Origin of the sequence: Enterococcus silesiacus, assembly GCF_001886225.1 — a bacterium.
In the GTDB taxonomy this organism is placed as follows: domain Bacteria; phylum Bacillota; class Bacilli; order Lactobacillales; family Enterococcaceae; genus Enterococcus_L; species Enterococcus_L silesiacus.
On record NZ_JXLC01000009.1, the window covers coordinates 100723 to 126375 of the forward strand.

A 25653-nucleotide genomic window follows, 5' to 3' on the forward strand; every position below is an offset into this window, starting at 1 on the left:
TATTTCTTATCGCTTAGTGGTACTCTGGTAAATAATCACGGTGAGCTTCAATTAGCTCATCGACCATTGCTTTGATTTCATCGATCGATAATTCTGAATTTGTATGAGGATCTAATAACGCTGCTTGATAGATTTTATCTTTTTTCAATGTCATTGCAGCTTCAACAGTTAATTCCTGAACATTGATATTTGTGCGGTTTAACGCTGCAAGCTGTGTTGGCAAATGACCAACATACGCTGGCTGTACACCATTTTTATCTACTAAACAAGGAACTTCCACGCAAGAATCTTCTGGCAGATTGGTAATCAGCCCTTTATTCAAAACATTGCCTGCAATCACGGTTGGATTGCCTGTCGTAATGGCATCCATAATATAAGAAGCATATTCCCGACTTCTCGTATGTTCTAATGAGCCATTATGAACAATATCAGCCCGCTGTTTTTCCCAATCTTCGATTTGCTTCACACAACGTCTTAAATATTCATCGATTGGAATATTCAAGGTATCGATCAATTCCGGATAATTTTTTTTGATAAAATAAGGATGATATTCTGCATTATGCTCGCTGGACTCGGTCACATAATAACCAAAATGTTTCATCAGTTCAAAACGTACTGCATCGTCATGAGGTTCTGTTTTAAGACTTGCCAAGCGTTTGATTTCTGGATAAAAATCTTTGCCCTCTTTTGTAATCTCCAATAACCATGCCATGTGATTGATTCCTGCAATCTTCCATTGAAAATCGTCCAAATCATATTCTTTATCTATTCCCAAATGTTTGAATAGCTCTGGTACACAAACTTGAACGCTATGGCATAAACCAACCGTTTTGACTTTGGTTGCCTTCAGCATGCCCATCGTTAAAATACACATTGGATTTGTATAATTCAGCAGCCAAGCATTAGGACAAACCTCTTCGATCTCCTTAGCAAATTCAAACATGACCGGTAACGTTCGTAACCCTCTAAAAATCCCGCCAATACCAGTTGTGTCAGCAATTGTTTGCTTTAGTCCATATTTTTTGGGAATCTCAAAATCGATAACAGTACTTGGTTCATATCCGCCAACTTGAATCGCATTGATCACAAAATCAGAATCACGCAACGCTTCTTTACGATCTGCATATATCTGAATCGTTGCTCGTCCTGCATTCGAGTTTTTATTGATAGTTTTTAACATCAATTCTGATTCCTTCAAACGCACCTCATCAATATCGTACAACGCAATCTCTGAATCCTGTAAACTTGGTGTCAACATCGCATCGCCTAAAACATTCTTAGCAAAAATCGTACTTCCAGCACCAATAAAAGAAATCTTTGTCATGTCTATTCTCCTCCTCATATAAAAAATTGAATAGGCCTCTACAGTCTTAAGTGAACAACTATAGTGATTACTAGCCAATCAATAAAATCATTATAAGTTAAGCGTTTTCATATATACATAACATTATTTTAGAAAAATAAGGCATTTTTTTAGCTTCTCTGACCAGAAAAATTTGATGGTGAGCAACCAAATTGATCTTTAAAAGCCCTTGAAAAACTCTGACTGCTCTTATAGCCAACAGCCAAAGCAACTTCTGTAATTGGTAAATCAGTCGTTTCCAATAAAATCGAGGCTTTTTGTAACCGAAATTCTTTTAAATACCCCATCGGAGAACAACCTATCTCATCTTTGATTACTTGACTTAAATAAGAACTATTCAAGCTCATTGAGTGACTGATTTCACGAATTGAAAGCTCTTCACGATAATAATTGTTTTTGATATAAAGCAAAAATGATTGACTGTACTTTTGTTTTCGACTTTCTAAAATCGAAGAATGAATCGTTTTTTCTTGTAATTTAAAACGTGACAATAAAGTCAGAAATCGTGCCTGATTCGCTAATTTTTCCCGATCATCGAACATATTGGAAGCGATAATTTGTTCAAATAATGTTTTGATCCCATCTGTCTTTTCAACTTTTCCGACATAATCTGTTAGACCGATGCCATTACTATAAAGTAGTTCTTTGACCATCGATCCAGAAAAACCAAACCAGTAATATTCCCAAGGTTTCTCATCATCTGCTTGATAGAAAGTCATTTCATTTGGTTTTATAATAAAAAAATCCCCTTTACCCAGACGATATTTGATTCCATTAACATCATATGTTCCACAACCCGAAACAATATAATGGATGACGTGCTCTTCTCTCATTGTTGGTCCATGATGATGACTGCTTTCACAAAGTTCGTGACCAACATTAAAAAAATAAAAATCACTAAAAAATTGCTCCTTCACAAAAATATCTCTGTAATTCCTCTGTTCTCCTACCATAACTTTCATCTCCAATTAAGTTGTCCAACTATCTTTTATATGATTATTTCCATTATAGCCTACCCGCTAAAAAAGTTATTCATCCTTCGTAAAAAATTTCAATATTTATATACTGGATCAAAAAAGTGTTAGAGATATAACGTTTAAACGTTATATCTCTAACACTTGAAATTTCAATATAAGTCTATTCATTTTTCAGGTAATCATGCTCGATTTTCAATTCCTTTTCAAAAAAATCTGCGACAACATCCATCATCTCACCTTTAACTAGATGCCCTTCACCTTCACCTGTAATAAACTGACTATGCTTAGCATACGATTCTCCTTTAACCATTTGATAAAAATCAGCCATGTCTTCATAAGGTATTTTAGGATCTTTGGTCCCATGCCAAAATAGAACTGGACGCTCTGCCAACGTCTCAGGCATTTTTGAAAGATCGTAGTTCGCTACCCAGCTAAGTAATAAAGGTAGATCACTTGGCACAAAAAAGTTCATTTCAGCGGAGCGTTCCATCACACGCTCAATATAACGTAGTGGTGCTGGTGTTCCCATCATACAAGCTGCCGCTTTGATTTCCGGATGTTGGGACAATAATGCACACGTTGTGATCCCGCCCATTGAGACACCGCCAACTCCGATTTTATCTGACTCGATCAATGCTTGCTTATCAAAATGACGCACTAACTGGGCAAACTCAATAATATTGTATTGAATACTTGCCCAAAACGTTACGGAAGGAATCGGCGAAATAGGACCTGTTTTTCGCTCACCATGATTCATTGCATCTGGTAAAAGGACACGTACTCCTTTTTTTGCTAACTTTCTGGCTTGGGTCAATGATAACTCTTTAGCTGACTGCCAACCATGATAGTAAATGATCAACGGTAATGGTTTATTTTTAGCCTCATCTGGAACAACTTCCAATACTGGAATCTTTTTTATATATCGATGTCTGATACTGACCTTCATCTGATTCACTCCTAAAAAATAGCTTTTGCTTACTTAAGTATACACCTTAAATTAATCTTCTTACTATTTTTTGATTTACTCAAAAGATAATGATATTAATAACAAATAAAATTAATTATTTTCTGCATTTTTTATTTTTTTATCCCTTTTATGCCTTTTTATAATGACTCTTACACGCAATAATACCAAAATAAGTATAAATATCCCAAAAATTAGAGCTAGAATTATTACAAATCTACTTGTTTGTTTTGGCGCATCTTTAACTACTTTATGACTTTTTTTGATCGTTTCTAAAGCTTCAGTTGGAACGGAGTATGTTGTACTTTTCTGATCAATAATATCGCACGCATCAGCATAGTTTCCTAAACCATCACTAGCTCTGAGATACATCTTCCCTTCAAGACCTTCTCGGCTCAACTCAATATTGAATTGACCACTTTTATCTGCTACTCCTTCTTGATAATGATAATCGTCATTATCCGTATAAAACAGCTCAATTTGATACGTATTTTTAGACGACGGCATTTTGATCTCACCAGATACCGTTTCATTTTCTTTATTATAATGAACCTTTGAAAAGAAAATCGTTGGCTTATCACTACTAACTAGGTAAGGAATATTTTTGTAATGATACACAACGTCCTCTTCCGATATAAAGCACAAATCAGTTGAGTAAATCCCAATTTTATCCGTTTTAACTGGATTCTTTTCGTAATACATATCTTTGATTTTGATCTTATCTCGATAAAAAATTGTTTCAATAAACCCACTATAAACATTCGTCGGACCATTCAATACAAATCCTGAAAAACTCATATAAGGACGCTTATCAAAAGGGAACGTCAAGTAAACCTCATCTTTTTTCTTTTCAAGACTTGTGGTTTTCCCATCCAATATTTCCTTACGAGCATAACGGCTTGTCAAATCATTTGCCGCATCAAAATTTGATTCCCCCATCGTTTCTTCTCCATAACAAATAATAGGTGAACATAAAAACAACAGACCCATGAGCCATATAAGCTTTTTCATAGTAAAACTCCTTTAACAACCTTGTAACAAAATAGTAACATAAATGACATTTTTTGGACATCTAAAAAAAACATTTTAAAGTTTCTTAAGATTTAAACATTAAATAACTATGCTTAATCTACAAAGTATAAAAGAATTCTTGTCTAAAGAAAAGTTTACTTTTTACTTTTATAGTAACTACGTACTTCAATCTAATAACAAAAAAACTTTGAATCCTTACAAGAAGGAATCAAAGTTTAAATGTACAGCTTATTTTGTTTCACGGTGTAAAGTAACTTTTCTTTCACGTGGGCAATATTTTTGTTTTTCTAAACGATCAGGATTGTTACGTTTATTTTTGCTTGTTAGGTAGTTACGTTCTTTACAAGAAGTACATTCCAAAGTAATGTTTACGCGCATGTGTTTTCCCTCCCATATCTAATTTCGTATTTCTAAGATATTTCTTAGCCTCAAATATCATATCATGTTTGTGCAGGAATTTCTACCCTTTTAACGAAATTTGTAAAGGAAAACTACTTTACAAATCTTATTGAGCTTTATATTCAGCATACGCATTAACGATGGCTGTAACCATAGATTGATTAGGTCTAGTATTTTCACTAGTTAAGTGAGGTAAAATGACACTCACCGCAATCTCTGGGTCATTATACGGTGCATATGCTACTACATTACTGTTTACAGTAACGTGCTCACCTACATTTGTTTCCGCAGTACCTGTTTTTGCAGCAATATCAAGTGCGGCGCCTTGCATGTATTTACCTGTTGTGAAGACACCATTTCCATGAACAACATCATAAAAGCCATTTTGGATGATTTGCATCTGCTCTGGAGTGATATCAACTTTATTCAACGCTTCTGGTTTCTTTTCTTCTTTTAGCTCACCGAGTGAACCATCTGACTTATTATCATAAATTCCTTCAACTACATGTGGCGCAAACCGAGTGCCTCCATTGGCTACAGTAGCAGCATATTGTGCCAGCTGCATCGCTGTGTACGTATCATACTGACCGAAAGACAAATCGAGTAAGTGTCCAGGCATCGGTGCTCTATCAGGGTCATCAAAAGCTTTATTTGTAAAACCTGTTTCTTCACCTGGCAAATCGATCCCAGTCGTAACACCCATTCCGTACTCCCCAAATGTTTTACGTAACACATTAAACAAGGTCGGATCCCCCGTGTTGTAAGGCAGTTGCATGTTATATTGATAATCTGTTTTCATCATTTTTAAGACTAACTTCATCATATAAGCATTGGACGAATACTCTAAGGCTTGTTCTGCACTAAGACGAATTTGATTTCCTAAAACCTTATTGAAAACAGACGATTTCTGCTCACTTCCAAAAATTTGCAAAGGCTCATCAATCAACACATCATTTCCACTGATAACACCTTGTTCATATCCTGCCGATATCGTGGCTCCTTTTACTACCGAACCAGGTTCAAAAGCTTTATTGATTGTAGCAAGTGGATTAGAAGTCAACTCATTTGTTGCAGGATCACGATCTAGTGCAACCATTGCCATCACAGCACCTGTCTTAGGATTCATCACAACAACGTATGCGCCATCCGAATAAGCCGCATTTCCTGTTGCTAGAAGCTGCTGATATTGTGCTCGAACGACTTCTTCTATTTTCGCCTGAAAAGCCATATCAATCGTTAATTTTAAATTCTCACCTTTTTTGCCTTCTGATACAGGTGTTTGTGTCACGATTCTTCCATTGTTGTCCAAAGTTACTTCTGAGATTGCTTTTTGTCCCTGCAATACGTCTTCATATTGCTTTTCTAAATAGCTCGTCCCTACACGATCATTTAGCTCATAACCTTTAGCAATATACTCATCGGCTTCTTCTGCTGGTAAACCAGCCTTTTGCGAAGATACGTTTCCTAATAACCCTCTAAGATCCGTTTCATTCGGATATTCTCGATCCCAGTCCATCCCCGTTGAAACACCAGCAATTTCTGAAGTATGCTCTCCAATTATCGCAATTTCATCCTGAGTAACCCCTTCGTTTTTTATAAAAGCGGTATTTAGCTCTTCAACAGAGTTCATTCGTTTAAAAATAGTAGCTGCTTGCAGAGTATGCTCATCAAAGTTGATTTCCTCTGGCGTAACTTTTTCCACCGTTTTAGCATATAGTGTTCCTTCATCGGTGATTTTATTGCCTTTTTCATCTACTTTATCTTTATCTGTCAAACGTTTTTGGGCTGCTTTTAAATTTTCGGGGTTAGCCAACCAGAAATCCTTTTTATCGCGTTCTGTTAATTCATCTGCGGGTACGTGAATCAAGTCGTTTACTTTATTTGCGATTAATACCATGTCTTTTGGCTGAACCTTTTTGCCACGTGTATAAGTAATCGCTAAATTAGCCTTGTTTCCAACCAGTAAATTACCTTTCGCATCATAAATCTGGCCTCGAGGTGCACTGTTTTTGATTTTTAAAGTAGAGTTTTCCTCTACCTTTTGTGCATATTGCTGTCCTTCGGCAATCTGCAAATAACCTAAGCGAACAATCAATGCCACAAATAAACCAAAAATCACAAAAAACAATAGGTTCAATCGAAACGGAATATGTGATTTTTTATTTTTTTGCGTTATTGGTTCTTCATTATTATTTTTTAATTTATCTAAAAAGCTCATTTTTTTCATTTATTGTTAATCCTCCATGTGAGAAAAGTCTCGCTTCTCTATTGTAACGAAAAAACGCAAAAAAAAATAGAGGGAATCCTCTTACTAAGAAAATATTTAATTTTTAATAAATTAAAATGGACAAAGGTTGGTCACTTTGTCCATTTTTTTAATTATTTTCTACTATAATTCGCTACATCAGCGACCATACTATCCACAAAGATATTCAGATCGATGACTTCTGTTTCTTTACTGCCGTAACGGCGGATATTAACTGTTGCGTCATCCATCTCTTTATCTCCAACAACGATTTGATAAGGAATTTTTTGTGTTTGAGATGCACGGATCTTGTAACCCATTTTCTCATTACGATCATCTACTTCAATACGTAAACCTTGTTCTTGTAGGCGTTTTTTTACTTCATACGCGTAATCTGAATGTGCTTCAACTGATACAGGAATAATTGTTGCTTGAATCGGAGCTAGCCAAGTTGGGAAAGCGCCTTTGTAGACTTCAGTTAAGTAAGCCACAAAACGTTCCATCGTCGAAACGATCCCTCTGTGAATAACCAGCGGACGATGTGTATTTTCCCCATCTTCTCCTACATAAGTCAAATCAAAACGTTCTGGCAATAATGCGTCAATTTGAATTGTAGAGAGTGTTTCTTCCATCCCTAATGCAGTTTTTACTTGAACATCTAGTTTAGGACCATAAAAGGCTGCTTCACCTTCTGCTTCAAAATAATCGATACCTGCTTCATCAGCCGCTTCTTTGATCATTGTTTGAGATCTTTCCCACATTGCATCATCATCAAAGTATTTCTCTTTGTTGTTAGGATCTCTTAAGCTTAAACGGAAACGGTAGTCTGTTACATCAAAATCAGCATAAACTTCTACCATTAACTTCAATGTGCGTAGGAATTCTTCTTTGATTTGATCAGGACGTACAAAGGTATGCCCATCATTCAATGTCATTTCACGCACACGTTGTAACCCAGATAACGCCCCAGATTTTTCATAACGGTGCATCATACCTAATTCTGCGATTCTAATTGGTAATTCACGGTAGCTGTGGATATCATTTTTATAAACCATCATGTGATGTGGACAGTTCATTGGACGAAGGACTAGCATTTCGCCATCTCCCATATCCATTGGTGGAAACATGTCTTCATGATAGTGATCCCAGTGACCAGATCTCTTATAAAACTCAACGTTGGCCATGATTGGTGTATACACATGTTGATAACCTAAGCTGATTTCTTTATCTGTAATATAACGTTCAATGGTGCGGCGGATTGTGGCACCTTTTGGTAACCAGAATGGTAATCCTGAACCAACATCTGGATTAAGCATAAATAAGTCTAGCTCTTTTCCTAATTTACGGTGGTCACGTTCTTTCGCTTCTTCACGCATCTTGATAAATTCTTTTAAATCTTTTTTATCAAAGAAAGCTGTTCCGTAAATACGTTGCATCATTTGATTGTTGGAGTTTCCTCTCCAATACGCACCAGCTACTGATAATAATTGGAACACTTGGATACGTCCAGTTGATGGCACATGGACACCTCGACATAAATCAACGAAATCGCCTTGATCATAAACGGTGATCACTTCATCTTCTGGAAGCTCTGAAATCAATTCAACTTTATAAGGATCATCTGCAAATAATTCTAACGCTTCACTCTTAGAAACAACTTTGCGGACGATTGGATTATTTTCTTTGACGATTTTCATCATTTCAGCTTCAATCGCTGGTAAATCTTCTGCTGTGATTGGATTCTCACCATTATCAGTGTCATAGTAAAAACCAGAATCAATGGCTGGACCAACACCAAATTTGATTTTTGGGAATAAACGACGTAATGCGTTAGCCATTAAGTGCGCAGATGAATGACGTAAAATCCCAAGTGCATCCTCGTGATCTGGTGTTACGATTTCAATGTTCCCGTCTTCTTCGATTGGGCGACTCAAATCTATTAATGTGCCATTGAATTTCCCTGCTAATGCTTTTTTAGCTAAACTGTTACTGATACTTTTAGCGATGTCTAATGTTGATGAGCCAGGCTCAAATTCTTTGACTGCGCCATCTGGGAATGTAATTTTGAGTGACATTTTTGTTTCCTCCAATTTTTTTATTATTGATTATGAGAATGTTCGACTTTCCAACAAAATAAGCACGTTTGAGCAAAAAAATAAGTCCTAGCATCTGATAAAGATCATCAGACACTAGGACGAAAAGTTCGTGGTTCCACCTATTTTTAAACACAGCAAACAGCCATGTTCCTCAAGCGTGTTAACGGGACGGCCGCCTTTGCTTCAACAAAGGTTGGAAAAAGTGGTCATTCCTTGTGCAGGTCTGGAAAATTTTCAGCCGAGATTTTCCTCTCTAAAAGACTGCTTGCAAGTTCAGTTGTCTTTCTCATCAATCATTTATGTGTTAATTTAAACACTTCTTGAAATAAAAAGCAAGTATTTCTTTAAAATGCTTATTTTTTCCATTGACCTCCTTGTGCGTAGCGTCCTTTTTTCATTTCATTTACAATAACATGGATGTTCTCTTTGGGCGCTCCAGTATTTTTAGATACTACTTCTGTAATTTCTTTAACCATATTAGTTAGTTGTTCCTCACTGCGACCTTCAACTAGTTCAACGTGAATAAATGGCATCATGTTTCCTCCGTTCAATTTTTGATTGTTCTTCTTACAATAATATCACTTTATACAAAAAAATATTTATTTCTCAGCCCTCAAAATAAACAGCGACGCCTCTTGATTCATAAACAAATTCTCTCCATGATAAAAAATTTGGCATGGAAATACATTTTAGTAACGTTTTTCCCTTACTCAATTATTTCCCTAGTTTTTTATTTCTGCTCAATCACTAATTTTATGTTATAAAAAAAGAAGCCCTTAAGACTTCTTCTCACTACATTTTAAGCTGGTTCACCATAATCAACTGGTTTATCAAATTCTCCTGGTGCATCATCATAGATGTGTCCATAGATAATGACAGGCATTCCTGCATAGGCACCGTTGAAAATTTGCGCAACTGCGGCACCTGGTGTATTGATACAGCCATTACTACCGAAGTTCGTTTTATACGCTTCTTTATTTCCGAAATATTCTGCCTTGTAATCAGCATCATGAATACCGATTTGTGTTACTACTCCACCAAAACTCTTCAATGGCATCCAATATTTTACTGGTACACTATAGCTTGAACCATCCAACATTTCGCCTTCTAGTTTTGTATCTGTGTCTTTATATAAAATAGTATGGAATCCTGGAACAGTGGCCGTTCCCTTGTTGTAACGACCTGTAATGACATCCGTTTCAACTACTTTGGCACCATCTTTAAAGAAATACATTTTTTGATCGTTTAAATCGATTTCTACATAATCTTTATCAACCGTTGAAGATTGTGTAACATCCCCATCAATCGGTACTGTAATCGTTTCTGTGTCTTTATCACTATTCAGTGCCTGAACAAGTAAATCTCTTGTTTGAGGCATATTGATATCCCAACCGTAGCTGCCATTATTTTTATACTTAGTTGTCACACCATGCACATTTTTAAAGATGATTGGCTTAAAGATCGAACCATATTGTTGATTAGTTTGCTCCACCCAGGCATAGACCTTATTTGAATCAACATCTCCATTTACATCCATAAATGACTGTAGCTCTTCTTTTGTAAGAGTCAACTTTTCGCCATTGATATCTAATGTGATTGCTTTATTTTCTTTTTTAGACAATTTTGCTAGTTTTTCCTGTAATCCCTTATCATCTTTTGTAAGTGCGGGCTTTTGGTAAAACTCTTTTACATCATAAACATAATTGCCTTTATTTTCGTCAACATCTTTCAAGACTTGGTTCATCAAAGCTTCTTTATCAACGTTTGTCCCAGTTTGTTCTGCTAGAATTTGATACTTACCATCAACTTTTTCGATCCGAGCATCTTGACTTGGCGTTCCTTCTTCAAAGGTCAGCTCGTTCAGCTTATTCTTTAACTCCGCTTTATAGTCTTCATTGATCGGTAATTTAATAGAACGATCCCCAATATTTTGTTTCAGATATTCTTCTGAAATTTCGTATTTTTCAGGTAATTCTATTTTTTCTTCTTTGTCGTTCACTTTAATAACAACAGCTTCAGCTTTATTCAGCTCTTCCAGCTTCTTCTTCGCATCTTTTGCGTTTAATAAGCTGATGTCAACACCATTTGCTTTTGCCGTGATGAAAAAATGTGATTGGAAGTAGACAAGCCCGCCAGTAAATACCAGTGCTAAGCAAATCAACAAACCAACTACAGGAACTAACCATTTCTTTTTCTTCTTATTTAGGGGCGCTCTTGTATTTTTTGTCGAGCGACTAACTGATTCTTCATTTTCCATTGAGCTATCTTCCTTTTTTATGATTTATATGTTTCTTTTGATGAACGCCTTTTCTGTTTATAGAAATTAAATAAATGGAAGTAACTCTTCCTACAATTGCTTTGACTTTATTCATCAATTCCTATTAGAATTGACATTTTAACGTTAGTGTAGTCAAATTCTCTTCATTCTTCAATTAATTTGCTTACATATGAGAAAAAATTCATGTTTTGTATGTATAAATGCTAGAATTATATTTTTCCTAGTAAACAGGTAACGAGCGTCATCAAAATTTAATATAGTGCACTTACTATTCTATCATACATGTGTAAGAGGAAAAAAGCCCATTTAGCAATATATTTTATTAAATTCTTATTTATTTACAATAAAAGCTATTGCACAACCTACTTTTCACTTGCTGCTAAAAAAAGAAATAGAAATACATTTAATTTGGGGATTTAAAACGAAATGCTGTCGAATATTTTATAACTTTCTCAGCTGTTTTTTGGTCATACACTAAATTATTTTTTTCTGAAAACTGCTTAGCATAATCATCAAACTGCTTTTGTAAAGAAAATAGTGCAGACCACCCCTTGCCAATACTAGAAACGTCCATTGTTTTTAAGAGCGCTTCGTATTCTTCTTTCGTCAAATAATTAGGCAAATATTTATAGTTCTTTCCAACGCTAAAATCATACCCATGATCAGCACCCGCTCGCCAGGATAGTAACCGTAAAAGTTCTTTTTGGCAATTTTCATTCAGATGATCTGCTGCATAAAACAATTCATTACGCCATAAGCCTTTTACCACATAGGTACTGACCCACCAAAATTCATTACAGCAGTCTGAAAACTCTACTTGGCTAGGCCGTTTGACCCAAAACTCTTGATCGGTCGCTTCTGCTTGACTTGGTAATAATTGTTCTTTATCCAATAAAATCTTGGCTAAACGATCTCCCTCATGCCAATGATTTGCCTGTTCTTTAGGACAAAGGGTCAGGTCGATTCGATTGCCGTCCTCAAATAACATTAAATAAGTAAAACGCCCATTGTTAGTTGGTGGAAACAACTCCATAGCTTCCGGTGTTTGCATAATTAAACGCGCCCCAAACCTATCGATCCACGATTGATCACAGAGAAAAGATTCAATTGCTTCCACAATATAGACAATATCATAATCCTGAAATAAATCCTTAGGGACATTTTTATTTGTCCGCGAACCATTCATGCCAACAGCCAGAATTCTAGGATCATTGGCTGCTGAATCTAAAATCAAACGAAACATCTCTTGCTCACTTCTCATATCTAGTCTCCACTTCTTCCTCTTATACATAGAGTATAAGGCAAATTGCTGAACTATGTTATACTTTGTTTAAAAATCGTTAAAAAAACTTTAAAAAAGGAAATATTAGCACCATCCATTTTGATTATCTACTACACTAGATAAGAAAGGTTGTGGTGTTATGAAATGGGTGAAACGAATCATGTTTATCATTATAGGATTAGGTTTTGTGTATGCGGCACTCGTTCTTTTTTTGATTTTAAGCGGAACCAAAGAACAGCCAACTGCAACGCCAGATACAGTCCTGATTCTAGGGGCTCAAGTCAGAGGGACTTCAAAGGATCATGCCTATCCCAGTACTGTTTTAAAAGAACGTTTGGATGCAGCTATTCCTTATTTGAAAAAATATTCAAAAACAACAGTCATCGTTTGCGGTGGTCAAGGTGAAGATGAACCAGATAGCGAAGCGAATGTAATGGCTGAATATCTCAGGGTACACGGTATTTCACAAAAACGGATTCTGATCGAAGATACCTCTACCCGTACAAAAGAAAATATTCTAAATGCTCAAAAGAAACAAAAATTAGGAAATACAGTACTTGTTACAAGTGATTTTCATATGTATCGCTCAAAATTATTAGCAAAACGTTTAGGAATTTCTGAGGTCAGCGGGTTACCTTCTGTCTCTAAATCTTCCGCTGTATTTAAAACTTATGTTAGAGAAATATGCGCTTTAGGCTATGGTTTACTTTTCGATCATTGAGCAATCTCTTCAAAAAAAAAGACCCGCCCTTTGGGGAAGGGCGGGAAAGGAGTTAAAAATGAAAAAGTGTTTTGTTAGGGTTGTTGTTGGTATAGTTATATAATAGTCGATAATTGTGAAGGAAATATGATGTAAATTCTTTTATTTTATTAATTTTTTATTTAGCTCTATTAAAAATCATCAATTTTTTTACTAACCGAACGAAATAATTCAATATGGATAAGCCAACTATTCTTTGGGTTTATCCATGCTTTTTTGTAACTCCTCATACTTTTCTTGTTGGATTTTCTGTTCTTTTTTCATTTTTTGATTGAAATAATAAATAATTCCTAAAATTACAGCTAAAATACCGGCACTTATACCAATAATAAGAGTCCATGGAAATTGATTTTTCTGTTCTGGTGGAAGATTGATTGCCGTTGCATTAAATTTTTTGGCCTCTTTCTCCTTTATCTTGAATGTTTTTTCCCAAGTCCAATCTTTATAGCCATCATTGGCTTTGATTTTCACGGTGTAATCACCTGCAACAAAAGGCTGATCTTTTAAATCGATTTTATAATTAAAATTGGTATTAGGTGCCATGGTCAATGACTCTTGATGATTCTCATAACGCGGTTTTGCTTCATCTTCGTAGTAAAGCTTTGCATCCATCTGCAATGTTTTGATCATTGCTGTTTTTTTATTTTGAATGTTCATAATAACCGCATTATTACCGTTTATTTGGGTAGTCTTAACCTTGTTCAAAGCTAGTTCTGGTTTAACTTCTTTATCTGTCTCGCTTAATAAAACCCCCACAACATATGAAAAGCGGTTACCCACTGCCAATGCTCCTTGGCTCTTTTCTTCTTCGTTTTCTTTCTGTTCAAAATAAAGACCGCCTAAAACATATCCGTCAAAAGCGTCTTGAGGAATCTCGATCACACAATCAATTATTTTATTTGATTTTTTTGGTAGAATAATTTCTTTAGGTATCTTTGCGATTTCGCTAAATGCAAATACAGCTGATGAATCCTTTTTTGTATCCTTATAAGAATAATCAACGATGCCATTATCATTGGTAATCGCTGAATTTGCTGAAGCATAGACAACAACCTCTTCTTCTGTTTCATTGGTTAACTCTACGCTAATCGTCTGCGTTTTTCCAGGTACTACTCTTAAATCAAAATAACTAATTTCCTTACTCCGTTGATTTTCAGGTAAGATTGCTTTAACACTAAAATCGATTTCACTTGCTTGACTGATTGTGCCGATAGTCACTGAGAATAGAATAAAAATAATAGCAAACAAACATTTAGAGCGCTTCTCTTTCATCGTCATTACTCCTTTTTAGCTCCTATAATGATACTGAAAAGAAGACTATTTAGTAACACAATAGGTTCTTTTCAGTATATTAAACATGTAATCACGTCATCTATAATCATATAATCAGAAAATTTAGCTCTTATAATGGGCTGTCGTTCAATGTCCAAGTAAGTGTGGTTTTATACTGGTCATTAGTGACTTTTGTCGTTGCATTGGGCACTGTTAATTTAACGCCTTGCGCAGCTCCAGCCCCTGATCCAAATGCAAGCGTCCAAGTTCCCATTCCCGTAGATAGTGCTGCCGTCGCCACTGGAGAAGATGCTGCCCCTGTAGGATCTATTGTTACAGGTACAGTTATAGGTGCTAATGCGAGTAATTCGGTAGAATTAGGCGTTGCAGCGACCAAACTCATCTGAGCGTTTGTCAACACAGCCGGTGTACTATCCGATGTTTGAAATTGACCATTTTGCTTAACCGTTAATTTCCAGCCAAGATTCAATCCTCGTTTATCGGTTACTTGAGCGTAGTTCGGGACACTGATCAATGTTGATAGTGAGTTTTGAACTTGATCCAATTGAGCATAGTAGGTCGCATCTGCCGTTTGAATTACCTTAGTTCCAAAATGAAAATTAGAGACATAATCCAAACTTAGTGGACCACCCGTTCCTGGCTGATGGGGATCACCTGGATTAGGCGTAACTGGAGACGTTGGGTCGTTTGGATTAACTGGCGGTGTAATTGTTGTGTCCTGTGAAAAACTAATATCAGCATTTGACGTTAAAGAACCTACAGCAACAGCTTCTCCAACCGTTCCACTAAGAAAACCAAATGAAATAAATACAGCAACTGTAGCTACAGAGCATAGAATCTTTTTCATTTTGACTACCTTCTTTCTTTTTCAATTTATTTTAACTTCTTATTTTTAAGAAGCTAAGTCAAAATTATAAAGGAGCGTCTGATAAAATCCATTGTAATTGCGCTGTGTACGACTCATTTACATTGATATTTACACTAGGAGTAAGATTTAGGAACACGCCATTTTGCTGATTCCATGAAATGATAACATTATTATTATCAGGAGAAGCATAAGCATACGCTTCAGAGGCAATCGAAGTTATTGCATTATCTTGACCATTTTTCCGATAAACAAATGCCTGATTGATTGTTTTGTTGGTCGTCGTAGATTTCATCGGCTGATTTTCTTTAACCAATAAATGCCACTGACTTTTAGCTACTCGACCGTCAGCCACGATCAAAGAGGTATCCACGATACTTGGACTATAGGTTGTTGTTTTCGTTGGTACAGGTATACGTTTAAACGAAATCTGATTGGGTGATTGAACAAAGCGTAACGTTCCGTCCCCTACTGAGATCGAATTTGCAGTATTTTGGGGTGTAATTGCTGTGTTACCGCCGTCGGATCCGCCAACAATACTAGAAAAAGGCAATGATTGTCCAGTCATATTTTGAGCGACCACTCCTGTATACTGCAATTTAAAACTCGTATTCGGCTGCGTAAAATTATTTACAGGAAGAGCATTTTGATAATACCAATACTGCATATTTAAATTAGAGTCTGTTAAAAGCTGCGTTCCTAATACGGGCGTTTGTGTCCCAGTATTCGAGGTTCTGATCAGTGTTACTGGACTTAGTTGTGTTAGTCCATTTGGAACATAAGCTTTTAACATCTGCTGACTCCATGTTGCAGGCTGATTTGTCAACGTTGTGGTTAATGTATAACGAATAGTTTGACCTGTAACAACAGAAGGTGCCACTTCCCAATTTCCTTGTGCATTTAATCTTTCGATCGTTTGTACAACTGAAATATTTGGTGCTAAATAAGGAACCGTTTGAGTGTAAATTGTACTTGTTACTAAAATTGATCCAGTTCGGTTACTTAATCCTTGGACCGATAAACTAAGTGCTTCTCCACCATTAAATGTTGGTACATTTGAAAATTGAAACGTGCCATTTGCATTTAGCGGTGTTGTGTACACCGTTCCTCCATTGATTTGCAGTGCGACTTGATAGGTCCCTGCAATCGTCTGTGCTGTGGTTCCTGAAAGCTGGGTAGTGCCTGGTGTCGCTGTAATAGACGTTACAGGCTGGATTGGCCAGCTCACTGCTTGTACGTTAGAAGGTAGACTTTGAATATAATTACTTGTTGTTTTTGATTGTGCAATTATAAGTGCTGAAACGCTATCGCCATACTGTAAAGCCGAAGCTAAAACAGTATTGAAGTTGCCTGAAGCATCAACTGGTATACTATTAATAATTATTGGTCCAGATGTTCCATCAGAACGGGTGATAGTCAACTGGACAGTATACGTATAACCACTATTTTGTACTTGCTGAATCTTGCCACTCACAGTCGTTTGTAAATTTAAAAGTGGACTATTTAAACTAGGGGCTGTAACATTTGGAACACCGCTTCCAATCGACATCGATGGCAAGGCAATCACGCCTGATTGTGAAACATTTCCTAAAACTAAATTTATAATATTTAGGCCATCTGTTGATGAACCAAATACTCCTTTAATAGGATAGTTTGTACCATTACTTGCTGGTGGAATCGTGATGCCATTTTGATACAGAATAGCTACATCAAAACTAAAGGTAACTGCCCAGCGGCTAAGTCCTAATAGACTCACAACGTTAGTTGGAAATGTTACATATACTGAATTATACGCACTACTGTAGCCCAAACTAATTCCATGGGTGGTATCATGAATATCATAGGATCTATTTCCAACTAATACAGCTGGAAGCGTCACTGTTCCTGTAAGTAACGACAAAAAAGTCTGTTGTTTTGCTGTACTGCCATTAATTTGATTTGCTATTTCCGCAGGTAATTGAAGCACGATCATCGGCTGACCGCCTAATGACAAATCTAAAGTTGGTGTATAAGTATAGGTCATAGTGATAATCGATTGTCCTGTTCCACCAGTTGAGTAGGTTCCACTAAGAGCACCTGACCCTACACTAACCAAGCGTTCTTGCATATCACTCGTCATCTCTGGTTGTCCCTGCTCTATTTCAGCTTGTACATTCTCTATTTCAGTTTCTGCAAAAGCTTGATGCACATCGATCTGTAGAACGCTAAATATCAATCCTACCAAAAATAGAAATAACCATCTCCGCTTCACTCTGACGCCCCCTATTAACTAGTGATTGTATTAGTAGATTCAATTTCCAATAGCATCAAATAATATAAAAATATAATTTAAAAATTATTTTATATAAAAAAACAGTTTTACTTCGTTACATTGATTTTATACTGTGGTTATCATAAAGTAAAATATTTGAGATCGCTATTTTTAGAAGGATCAATTCTAAAAACTGTCTATTCATAAATCAATTAAACATAAGAATTCTCGTCTCCTCTATTTTAAATTCTCAAAAACTTCATTAAAATGCTAAATATTTGAGAATTTAAAACAAAAGTGCTATTATACTATTGTTCTTAGTTTTTTCATATTGTGTTTCCCTTCATATAGTGTGTGTATGAAGGGTTTATTTTTGTGTTCAGATTTAAGCAATAAAAAAAGAACCCTTAGTTTTAAGGATTCTTGGACTTTATTACTCGCCTAAATCAACGTTATGATAAACTTTTTGAACATCATCAAGATCTTCTAAAACATCAATCATTTGTTCAAATTTTTCTAAGTCTTCTCCAGTTAATTCTACATCATTTTGTGCAATCATTTCTAATTCCGCTACTGAAAACTCTTCAATAGCTTTTTCTTTTAGCGCTTCTTGCACTGCATGTAAATCTTCTGGCTCTGTATAGACAATGATTTGACCTTCTTCTTCAGTAACATCACGGACATCAATGTCTTTTTCCATCAAATATTCAAGAATTTCATCCGCATCATCACCTGCAAAACCAATCACGCCTGTATGATCGAACATATACGCTACAGCACCACTGACACCCATATTTCCGCCATTTTTACCAAATGCCGCACGGACATCTGAAGCTGTACGATTCACATTATTTGTCAAGGCATCAACGATGACCATTGAGCCGTTTGGACCAAATCCTTCATAACGTAATTCAGAATATTGTTCATCGCCTGAACCTTTGGCTTTTTCGATTGCACGATCGATGATATGTTTTGGAACATTATATGTTTTTGCGCGCTCGATCACAAACCGTAATTTTTGATTTGCTTGAGGGTCAGGATCACCCGATTTCGCTGCTACGTAAATCTCAATTCCGAATTTTGCATAAACTCGGCTGTTATTTGCGTCTTTGGCAGCTTTTTTCTCTTTAATATTTGCCCACTTACGACCCATATTCTCACTTCGCTTTCAATTATTATTGTTATTTTGATTGTAGTGCCCTATCCATTATACTTGCCAAACGAACTTTTGTTAAGTGTTTTTTGCTTTTAGGAGATACGAATCGGAAAACGGCCAAAACTTTGTTCTAAGATCCGCTCATCACCTAACAGATATATTTGATTACTCTTAATATCTAACGCTAGCTGAGACTTTAAATTTTTGGATACTTTTGTGATCAAAGGCAATGCTAGATTTTTTTTCTCTTCGCGCAAAAAACGTTGTCCTTGTTCTGTGAAGCCCAGAACTTGTAAATGACTATGCTTCCAAGAATTTGCTATTTCTTGTTGTTTGACATTAGTCAAAATGTACGTTGCTAATCTTTGAAGACGTGTCCACGTATAACGTTTTGTTTTTGCTTGTTCCATAAACGTTCGGAAAGAATCTGAAACTTTAGCTGCTTCTTGCAAACGATATTCGATTCCTTCTTTCATTTGGTAAATTTCTTGTAATTCTGCGATCGAACTGCTGATTAATTTATATTTTAACAAGGGCCAATAATCTTCCCAAGAAACGGTCGGTGAATTTGCTAAATCGATTGCCACTTCTTCTGGAAGCACTTGTTTGATTTGAGCTAATTCATCGGAGAAAACAGCTTTCCTAATTGCAGTAGCACTGGCAAAATTTTGATAGATGTTGGTATCATGATAACCCGCTTGCTCTCGTTTCAAAGGATATAACTTCATCGGCTTTTCATAATTTGCATTCTCTTTAGCATAACTCAATCCTAATATATGATTAGGTGAAGAAAAGTCTAAGCCACTATTTGGATAAAGTGCGCGAAAGACTTCTGTCATTTGCTGCGGATAACTCATACCGTTATTTTTAATTATTTGATACTGTTGATTGATTTCAATCTGATGCTTTTTCACAAAATGTCCAAACTGTTCGTAATCCATCTCTGATTGATTATCCGTACCAAAACATAAGGCTTCACAATGTAGAGCATGAAGCAATTTGACTCCACCTGCAGCAAAATAATCAGCAGATTGTACAGCATAAGCGAAGGGTAATTCAATTACCAAATCGACACCATGATTCAAGGCTTCTTTGGCTCGTGTCCACTTGTCTATAATCGCAGGTTCGCCTCGTTGTAAGAAATTCCCACTCATCACAGCAATCACAACCTCTGCGCCACTCATTTCTCGTGCCATTTTTGCATGGTACTGATGCCCATTATGAAAAGGATTGTATTCAACAATAATCCCGCAGCTTTTCATCTTTTTTCTCCTTCATCTAGATCATTTCTATTTGTACTCCATCTTACCACGTTTATTTTGGTACGGAAACAAAATAAAAATGAGCGGCCAGATTTTGCGCCACTCATTTCTTTGATTATTTTTTACAAACAAAAAACCAGCGTTTGCTTTCTTCTGTTGGTGCGTCATCGGTAAAATCAGCATAGACTGTAACGTCCATAAAACCAGCACTTTCCAGCATCATCAAGTAGTTTTCCATTGTATAGGTACGTTCTTGATGCAGTTCATCTTGTCGAATGAACACTTCGTCATTTCCATGCTCTTTCACAAAAAACGTTAGAAAATGTTCAATACTATGATCTTTTTCTCCAGGATAGCTATCCCACAAAAAGGCAAATTCTTCTGTTTGGTAATGATAACTATACTCTGGAAACACCTTATCCACTTGATAGATAGAATGGACATCAAAGATAAAGACACCCTCTTCTTCCAAAGCCTGATAGACATCATCAAACACTTGTTGGACTTCTTGACGATTTGCCATGTAACAAAGTGAATCAGAAAAACAAGTAATGGCATGGTACTGACCCATTTCAGATAAATCCATCATATTCCCTTGGACAAATTGAACGTAGACCTCTTCTTCCGCTGCTCGTTTACTGGCCATCATCAACATTTCTTCTGACAAATCTAGGGCCGTAACAGTGAAGCCAGCTTTAGCAAAATTCACAGCTAAAGCCCCAGTACCACAAGCCATTTCTAAAACATCCATTTTACCTTCTGGTAAGTGACGCTTAGAAAACTCCAGCCACTGATCATAGAGACTATCATCCATTACTTCATCGTAAACAAAAGCAAATGTTTCATAAGCCATCTTACTCGACCCAAGCGTGAAGATCGACCATTGGCGCATCCGACCAAAGCTTCTCTAAGTTATAAAAGCCGCGCTCTGCTGATTGGAATACATGAACAATGATATCGCCTAAATCGATCAGTACCCACTTGCCGCCATCTTTTCCTTCAATTCGTTTCACTTCTACGTTTGCTTCTTCTTCTTTTTCAATAATTTCTTCCACAATGGCATTGATTTGACGTTCACTTGTTGCTTGGCAAATCATAAAGTAATCTGCTAAAAGTGAAATTTCATGCACATCTAAAGCGACAATTTCCTCTGCTCTTTTTGAATCAGCTGCTTTTACAGCGATTTCTAAAATCTGTTGACTATCTATGATGGTTTCCTCCCATTATTTAATTAAAGTTTTTATTTTTTCTGTCAGTGCTGAACAAGCTCAGCCTGCTTTTCTTTGATCCAGCTTCTCAAAGCAGCTCTTGAGGAAATTAGACAATCTTCACATGGAACAAGAAACGTTCCATATTCAGATTCCTAAATTTCTAAAGAGCTAAACGCTTTGCTTAGCTTTTCTTTGATCCAGCTTCTTGAACTAACACTTCGGAAAAAAGATGAATTCTATTAGCGACAAATAGCGTCACGAATAGTATTCTCTATTTTTCTGTCAGTGCTGAACGAGTTCAATCAGCTTTTCTTACTACCCAATAATTATATGTTTCAATTGTTTTGGGATAAATTTTATGTTCTTGTTCAATAAGATGCAGCAATGTATGTTTTGTTTCATATGCAACAGCTTCATCTAAATCAACTAAAGCCAATTTCCGTGCTTCTTTTACGCCAGGAAAATTTCGGCCTGGTTCGATATAATCAGCAACATAAATGATTTTATCTAATAAGCTCATTTTAGCGGCACCTGTCGTATGTAGACGAATCGCTTCTAAAATCTCTTCGTCATCTATACCTAGTTCCCTTTGAACCATACTGGCGCCAACAAGTCCGTGCCAAATTGGATTGCCATAATTCAGCAAATCCTGATCATAGCCGTCTCGTTTGATAATCAATTCAAACTCTTCATCAGGACGTTCTTTGGCGTAATCGTGAGTCAATGCTGCAATACTTGCCTTTTCTTCAGAAACACCGTATTTAGCCGCTAAAGCTACAGCCATTTCTTCCACACCTAAAACATGTTGAAAGCGCCGTTCACTCATATGCATCTGAACTTCCTGCATCAATTCTTCGCGTTTAAACGTCGTATATTTTCCGCTAAAATCCATCTACATACAGCTCCTTCTCTTCTATATAGTGTATCACACTATCAGGCAATAAGTAGCGCGTAGAACAACCATTTTTGATTTTTTCTCGAATCAGTGTTGAGCTAATATCCATTTGAGGCACATCCACCCAAATAATTGGATACGGTGTAACAGTTCCGTAATGCGGACGACGAATTCCTACAAAATTAGTCAATGTCAACAATTCATCGATTTTATACCACTTTGGTAAATATTCTACCATGTCTCCGCCAATGATAAAATAGTAATCTGTATCTGGATTGTTTTGTGTTAAAGCCTTCATCGTGTCATAGGTATAACTTTTTCCCTTACGGAACAACTCAATGGGCTCAACCGCTAAATTATGATTGTCAGCAATCGCAAGTTCCAACATTGCTAACCGGTGTTTACTATCGATCGTCTTTTTTTCATCTACATGAGGCGGTAAATAAGTAGGCATCAAATAGACTTTGTCCAACCCAAGCTGTTGTTGCACTTGGTCAGCCATCACTAAATGAGCCAAATGAACCGGATTAAAATTCCCGCCTAAAATTCCTACCTGTTTACGCTTTTGAAAAAGCTCTGCTTCTTCCACAACTACTTCTGCTTTTAATGCTGCATTCGTATTTGTCCCCATTTTTCCTACCTCCAAGTTTTAAATTGCTTTAACTTCTTTAGAGATTTTTTGATATTTTTCGTTAGATGATGGTTTAAATAAAACTAATACACGGCCGATGATTTGGACGATATCACAATGAATATCTGCTTTTAACGCTTGTGCTACATCTTCAGCAATCTCATCGGTATTTTGTAGCAATGTGACTTTGATCAATTCACGTTTTTCCAATGCTTCGTTGATCTGTACCACCATCGCAGAATTCAAGCCGCCCTTACCAATTTGAAAAATCGGTTGTAAATGGTGCGCTTGACTACGTAAAAAACGCTTTTGTTTTCCTCTTAAATCCACTAATTTTCCTTCTCTCTGTTCTCACTTATAATTAAATCAATGCTTTTCTTCTTAAAACATCCACGCCTTTAGGTGCCCAACCAGCAACGACACATGGTTCTGTTACCGTGATCCAGCCAAGTCCAGCAAATACGATATCTGTTTTTTCTTTGATCGAAAACTCAAAACGAACCAACTCAGGAAATTCTGCGACTTCATCTGGACGTGGCGGTTGTAATAATCCACCCACATGTTTTTCATAAAAAGCATCTGCGGTAGCTGATTTAGTACGGTGAATTGATAAGTCATTTGATACATAGGCAATAAATGAACTACGTTCCCCTTGAACAAAATCAAATCGAGCTAAGCCACCTAAAAATAAGGTTTGTTCAGCATTCAACTGATATACTTTTGGTTTGATTTCTTTTTGCGGTGCAATGATTTTTAAATCTTTTTTACCTAGATAATGCGCCATTTGATGACGATGAATGATCCCTGGTGTGTCAATCAAGAAATGTCCGTCATCCAAAGGAATTTCAATTTTATCTAATGTCGTTCCTGGAAATTGCGACGTTGTGATAACATCTTGAACACCAGCAGTCTGCTTAATGATTTGATTGATCAATGTTGATTTTCCAACATTTGTTACCCCAACCACATAAACATCCTTACCATCACGATATTTTTCGATCGTTTCAAGCAAGTTTTCCATTTCTTGAGGTTTCTTCGCACTAGTCAGTAAAACATCAACAGGACGTAAGCCTTCTTCATGCGCACGCTCTCTCATCCATTGGATCATTTTGGGTTTCTTTAATGATTTTGGGAGAATATCGACTTTATTTCCTACCATCAATACTGGATTATCCCCAATAAAACGGTGCAGTCCTGGAATCAATGAACCATTAAAATCAAAAATATCGACAACATTCACGATCAACGCGTCTTCTTTACCCAGTTCATTTAATAACCGTAAAAAATCATCGTCTGTCAAATGAACATCCTGAATGTCATTGTAATGTCTTAAACGAAAACAGCGTTGGCAATAAACTTCCCCTGTCTCCATCCCTTTCTCAAAAGCAGCCTTTGGCGTATAGCCCAATTCATTTGGGTGCTCTGTTTGAATGATTGCACCGCAACCGATGCAATGAATCGCTTCTTGCTCGCTCATTCTAGTCCGCCTTTCCATATCATATCTGGATGTTTCTTCCCTAAATGTTTCATGATTTTTCGTTCAAAAAATCGATTGATTCTTGTATTCCATCCATCCGTGTCAACAATCGGACGAACTAAAATATTTCTAATTCCTGCAGCATTTGCCCCTCGAATATCAGTCATGATCTGATCGCCGACCATCACTAACTCTTCTGGTTTCATTTTTAATTTTTTCTCTGCTTCTCGGAATCCTCTTGTCGAAGGTTTCAAGGCTCTAGATACATATTCTAGATCAAATTTTTCTACTGCGCGTTTTATGCGGCTGGATTTATTATTTGAAACGACCACAACTGGAATCCCGGCATTTTTCATTTCCAGAATCCATGTCAGTAATTCTTCGGTCCCGTCTGGATTATCCCAAGCAATCAAGGTATTGTCCAAATCGGTCAACACGGCTTTGATCCCTAATTTTTTTAATTGGTTCGGTGTGATTTTATAAATCGCATCGACCATCCAAGTTGGTTTAAATTTTGAAAACATAGGAACTCCTCTCATCTCCACGATGAACTTTTTCATAGTGAAAGGAGTACTAAGCTAGCACTCCTCCAATTTGTATTATACTGCATTTTACCAAAAAATTCTATAAATGCTCATCATAAGTTTTCATAAGATTCGATGACAATCATGTAACATAAGTAAACATGATTATGTCTCTTTCCTAAGTTGTGTGATAAACTTTTTTAAACAAATGAAATGAGGGAATGCAATGACCGTTATAATAGAAAAAGCGTCGATCAATCTGTTTGTCCCAGATACGGAAGAAGCAATGAACCTTTATGAAACAATATTTGATGCAAAAAAACTAGAATTATCGGTTACAAAAGAAATGAAATCAGGTCGTTTTAGCCTTGGAGAAAGTCTCTTTGCTTTAGCCGATGAACAACCAGAAAATGGCGGAAAATCACCTTTGACCTTAAAAGGAACGCCACTTTGTATCCAATTGATCTGTAATAATGTAGAAGAACTTGTTGAAAAAACATTAGCTTCAGGCTGTACTCTGGAAATGCCTATCACTGTCGTGCCACATAAATTTAAAGTAGCAAATATCAAAGATCCGTTTGGTTTTGTTTGGTCGATTTCAGAGGTTTACACGGATTGATAAGTAAAAAAAATGGAACTAGCACATTTTGGCTTGTTCCATTTTTTTACGGTTCTATAATATATTGTGTTGG

The 25653-nt window shown here is 36.4% G+C and carries 24 protein-coding genes; 2 read left to right on the plus strand and 22 right to left on the minus strand.

Features of this window, described 5'->3' with window-relative positions; genetic code table 11:
• Positions 1-13 precede the first annotated feature (13 nt).
• The 10 genes from melA to RV15_RS08200 all read right to left on the minus strand — a co-directional run bounded on the left by melA (position 14) and on the right by RV15_RS08200 (position 12615).
• Positions 14-1324 (minus strand): alpha-glucosidase/alpha-galactosidase, encoded by a 1311-nt coding sequence (gene melA, locus RV15_RS08150; protein WP_071877561.1) that lies wholly within the window; start codon positions 1322-1324, stop codon positions 14-16.
• A gap of 149 nt (positions 1325-1473) precedes the next feature.
• The gene (locus RV15_RS08155) at positions 1474-2316 is read right to left on the minus strand and encodes an AraC family transcriptional regulator (protein WP_071877562.1); all 843 of its coding nucleotides are present in this window, start codon (positions 2314-2316) and stop codon (positions 1474-1476) included.
• 184 nt (positions 2317-2500) lie between these two features.
• Positions 2501-3286 (minus strand): alpha/beta fold hydrolase, encoded by a 786-nt coding sequence (locus tag RV15_RS08160; protein ID WP_071877563.1) that lies wholly within the window; start codon positions 3284-3286, stop codon positions 2501-2503.
• 111 nt (positions 3287-3397) lie between these two features.
• Positions 3398-4243, minus strand: coding sequence for a hypothetical protein (locus RV15_RS08165; RefSeq protein ID WP_245791283.1), 846 nt, complete (start codon positions 4241-4243; stop codon positions 3398-3400).
• Positions 4244-4564: 321 nt separating this feature from the next.
• Positions 4565-4714 carry a 50S ribosomal protein L33 gene (gene rpmG / locus RV15_RS08170; RefSeq protein ID WP_002296119.1) on the minus strand — a complete coding sequence of 50 codons (150 nt, stop codon included), beginning with the start codon at positions 4712-4714 and terminating at the stop codon, positions 4565-4567.
• Positions 4715-4841: 127 nt separating this feature from the next.
• Positions 4842-6962, minus strand: coding sequence for a penicillin-binding transpeptidase domain-containing protein (locus RV15_RS08175; protein WP_071877565.1), 2121 nt, complete (start codon positions 6960-6962; stop codon positions 4842-4844).
• A gap of 152 nt (positions 6963-7114) precedes the next feature.
• Positions 7115-9055 carry a threonine--tRNA ligase gene (gene thrS, locus RV15_RS08180; RefSeq protein ID WP_071877566.1) on the minus strand — a complete coding sequence of 647 codons (1941 nt, stop codon included), beginning with the start codon at positions 9053-9055 and terminating at the stop codon, positions 7115-7117.
• 374 nt (positions 9056-9429) lie between these two features.
• A complete protein-coding gene (locus RV15_RS08190; protein WP_071877567.1) occupies positions 9430-9609 on the minus strand; it encodes a 2-hydroxymuconate tautomerase in 180 nt (59 codons plus the stop codon).
• Positions 9610-9875: 266 nt separating this feature from the next.
• Positions 9876-11333 carry a L,D-transpeptidase gene (locus RV15_RS08195; RefSeq protein ID WP_071877568.1) on the minus strand — a complete coding sequence of 486 codons (1458 nt, stop codon included), beginning with the start codon at positions 11331-11333 and terminating at the stop codon, positions 9876-9878.
• Between the two features lie 424 nt (positions 11334-11757).
• Positions 11758-12615, minus strand: a complete 858-nt coding sequence (locus RV15_RS08200; RefSeq protein WP_071877569.1) for an aminoglycoside 6-adenylyltransferase — start codon at positions 12613-12615, stop codon at positions 11758-11760.
• 160 nt (positions 12616-12775) lie between these two features.
• On the opposite strand from RV15_RS08200, the gene RV15_RS08205 reads away from it, so the two are divergent.
• On the plus strand, positions 12776-13357 hold the full coding sequence (locus tag RV15_RS08205) for a YdcF family protein (protein WP_071877570.1): 582 nt from the start codon (positions 12776-12778) through the stop codon (positions 13355-13357).
• A gap of 228 nt (positions 13358-13585) precedes the next feature.
• On the opposite strand, the gene RV15_RS08210 is transcribed toward RV15_RS08205, so the two are convergent.
• From RV15_RS08210 to RV15_RS08265, 12 genes are all read right to left on the minus strand, one after another.
• Positions 13586-14668 (minus strand): WxLIP family cell surface protein, encoded by a 1083-nt coding sequence (locus RV15_RS08210; RefSeq protein ID WP_071877571.1) that lies wholly within the window; start codon positions 14666-14668, stop codon positions 13586-13588.
• 130 nt (positions 14669-14798) lie between these two features.
• Complete coding sequence (locus tag RV15_RS08215) at positions 14799-15536, minus strand: WxL domain-containing protein (RefSeq protein WP_071877572.1); 738 nt, start codon at positions 15534-15536, stop codon at positions 14799-14801.
• A gap of 64 nt (positions 15537-15600) precedes the next feature.
• Positions 15601-17805, minus strand: a complete 2205-nt coding sequence (locus RV15_RS08220) for a hypothetical protein (protein WP_071877573.1) — start codon at positions 17803-17805, stop codon at positions 15601-15603.
• Positions 17806-18238: 433 nt separating this feature from the next.
• On the minus strand, positions 18239-18958 hold the full coding sequence (locus RV15_RS08225; protein ID WP_071877574.1) for a YebC/PmpR family DNA-binding transcriptional regulator: 720 nt from the start codon (positions 18956-18958) through the stop codon (positions 18239-18241).
• 95 nt (positions 18959-19053) lie between these two features.
• Positions 19054-20223 carry a nucleotidyltransferase gene (locus RV15_RS08230; protein ID WP_071877575.1) on the minus strand — a complete coding sequence of 390 codons (1170 nt, stop codon included), beginning with the start codon at positions 20221-20223 and terminating at the stop codon, positions 19054-19056.
• A 115-nt stretch (positions 20224-20338) separates the two neighbouring features.
• Complete coding sequence (locus RV15_RS08235) at positions 20339-21076, minus strand: class I SAM-dependent DNA methyltransferase (RefSeq protein ID WP_071877576.1); 738 nt, start codon at positions 21074-21076, stop codon at positions 20339-20341.
• A gap of 1 nt (position 21077) precedes the next feature.
• Positions 21078-21416: a ribosome silencing factor gene (gene rsfS, locus RV15_RS08240; protein WP_071877577.1), complete on the minus strand. Its 339-nt coding sequence runs from the start codon at positions 21414-21416 to the stop codon at positions 21078-21080.
• 316 nt (positions 21417-21732) lie between these two features.
• A complete protein-coding gene (gene yqeK / locus RV15_RS08245; RefSeq protein ID WP_071877578.1) occupies positions 21733-22326 on the minus strand; it encodes a bis(5'-nucleosyl)-tetraphosphatase (symmetrical) YqeK in 594 nt (197 codons plus the stop codon).
• Positions 22316-22960, minus strand: a complete 645-nt coding sequence (locus RV15_RS08250; RefSeq protein ID WP_071877579.1) for a nicotinate-nucleotide adenylyltransferase — start codon at positions 22958-22960, stop codon at positions 22316-22318. The genes yqeK and RV15_RS08250 overlap by 11 nt, the downstream gene beginning before the upstream one ends.
• An 18-nt stretch (positions 22961-22978) precedes the next feature.
• The gene (yhbY, locus tag RV15_RS08255) at positions 22979-23290 is read right to left on the minus strand and encodes a ribosome assembly RNA-binding protein YhbY (protein ID WP_071877580.1); all 312 of its coding nucleotides are present in this window, start codon (positions 23288-23290) and stop codon (positions 22979-22981) included.
• A gap of 31 nt (positions 23291-23321) precedes the next feature.
• A complete protein-coding gene (yqeH, locus tag RV15_RS08260) occupies positions 23322-24437 on the minus strand; it encodes a ribosome biogenesis GTPase YqeH (RefSeq protein WP_071877581.1) in 1116 nt (371 codons plus the stop codon).
• Complete coding sequence (locus RV15_RS08265) at positions 24434-24961, minus strand: YqeG family HAD IIIA-type phosphatase (protein WP_071877582.1); 528 nt, start codon at positions 24959-24961, stop codon at positions 24434-24436. The genes yqeH and RV15_RS08265 overlap by 4 nt, the downstream gene beginning before the upstream one ends.
• Before the next feature lie 226 nt (positions 24962-25187).
• Here RV15_RS08265 and RV15_RS08270 point away from each other — a divergent pair, with 226 nt between their 5' ends.
• Positions 25188-25580, plus strand: coding sequence for a VOC family protein (locus RV15_RS08270; RefSeq protein ID WP_071877583.1), 393 nt, complete (start codon positions 25188-25190; stop codon positions 25578-25580).
• Positions 25581-25653 lie beyond the last annotated feature (73 nt).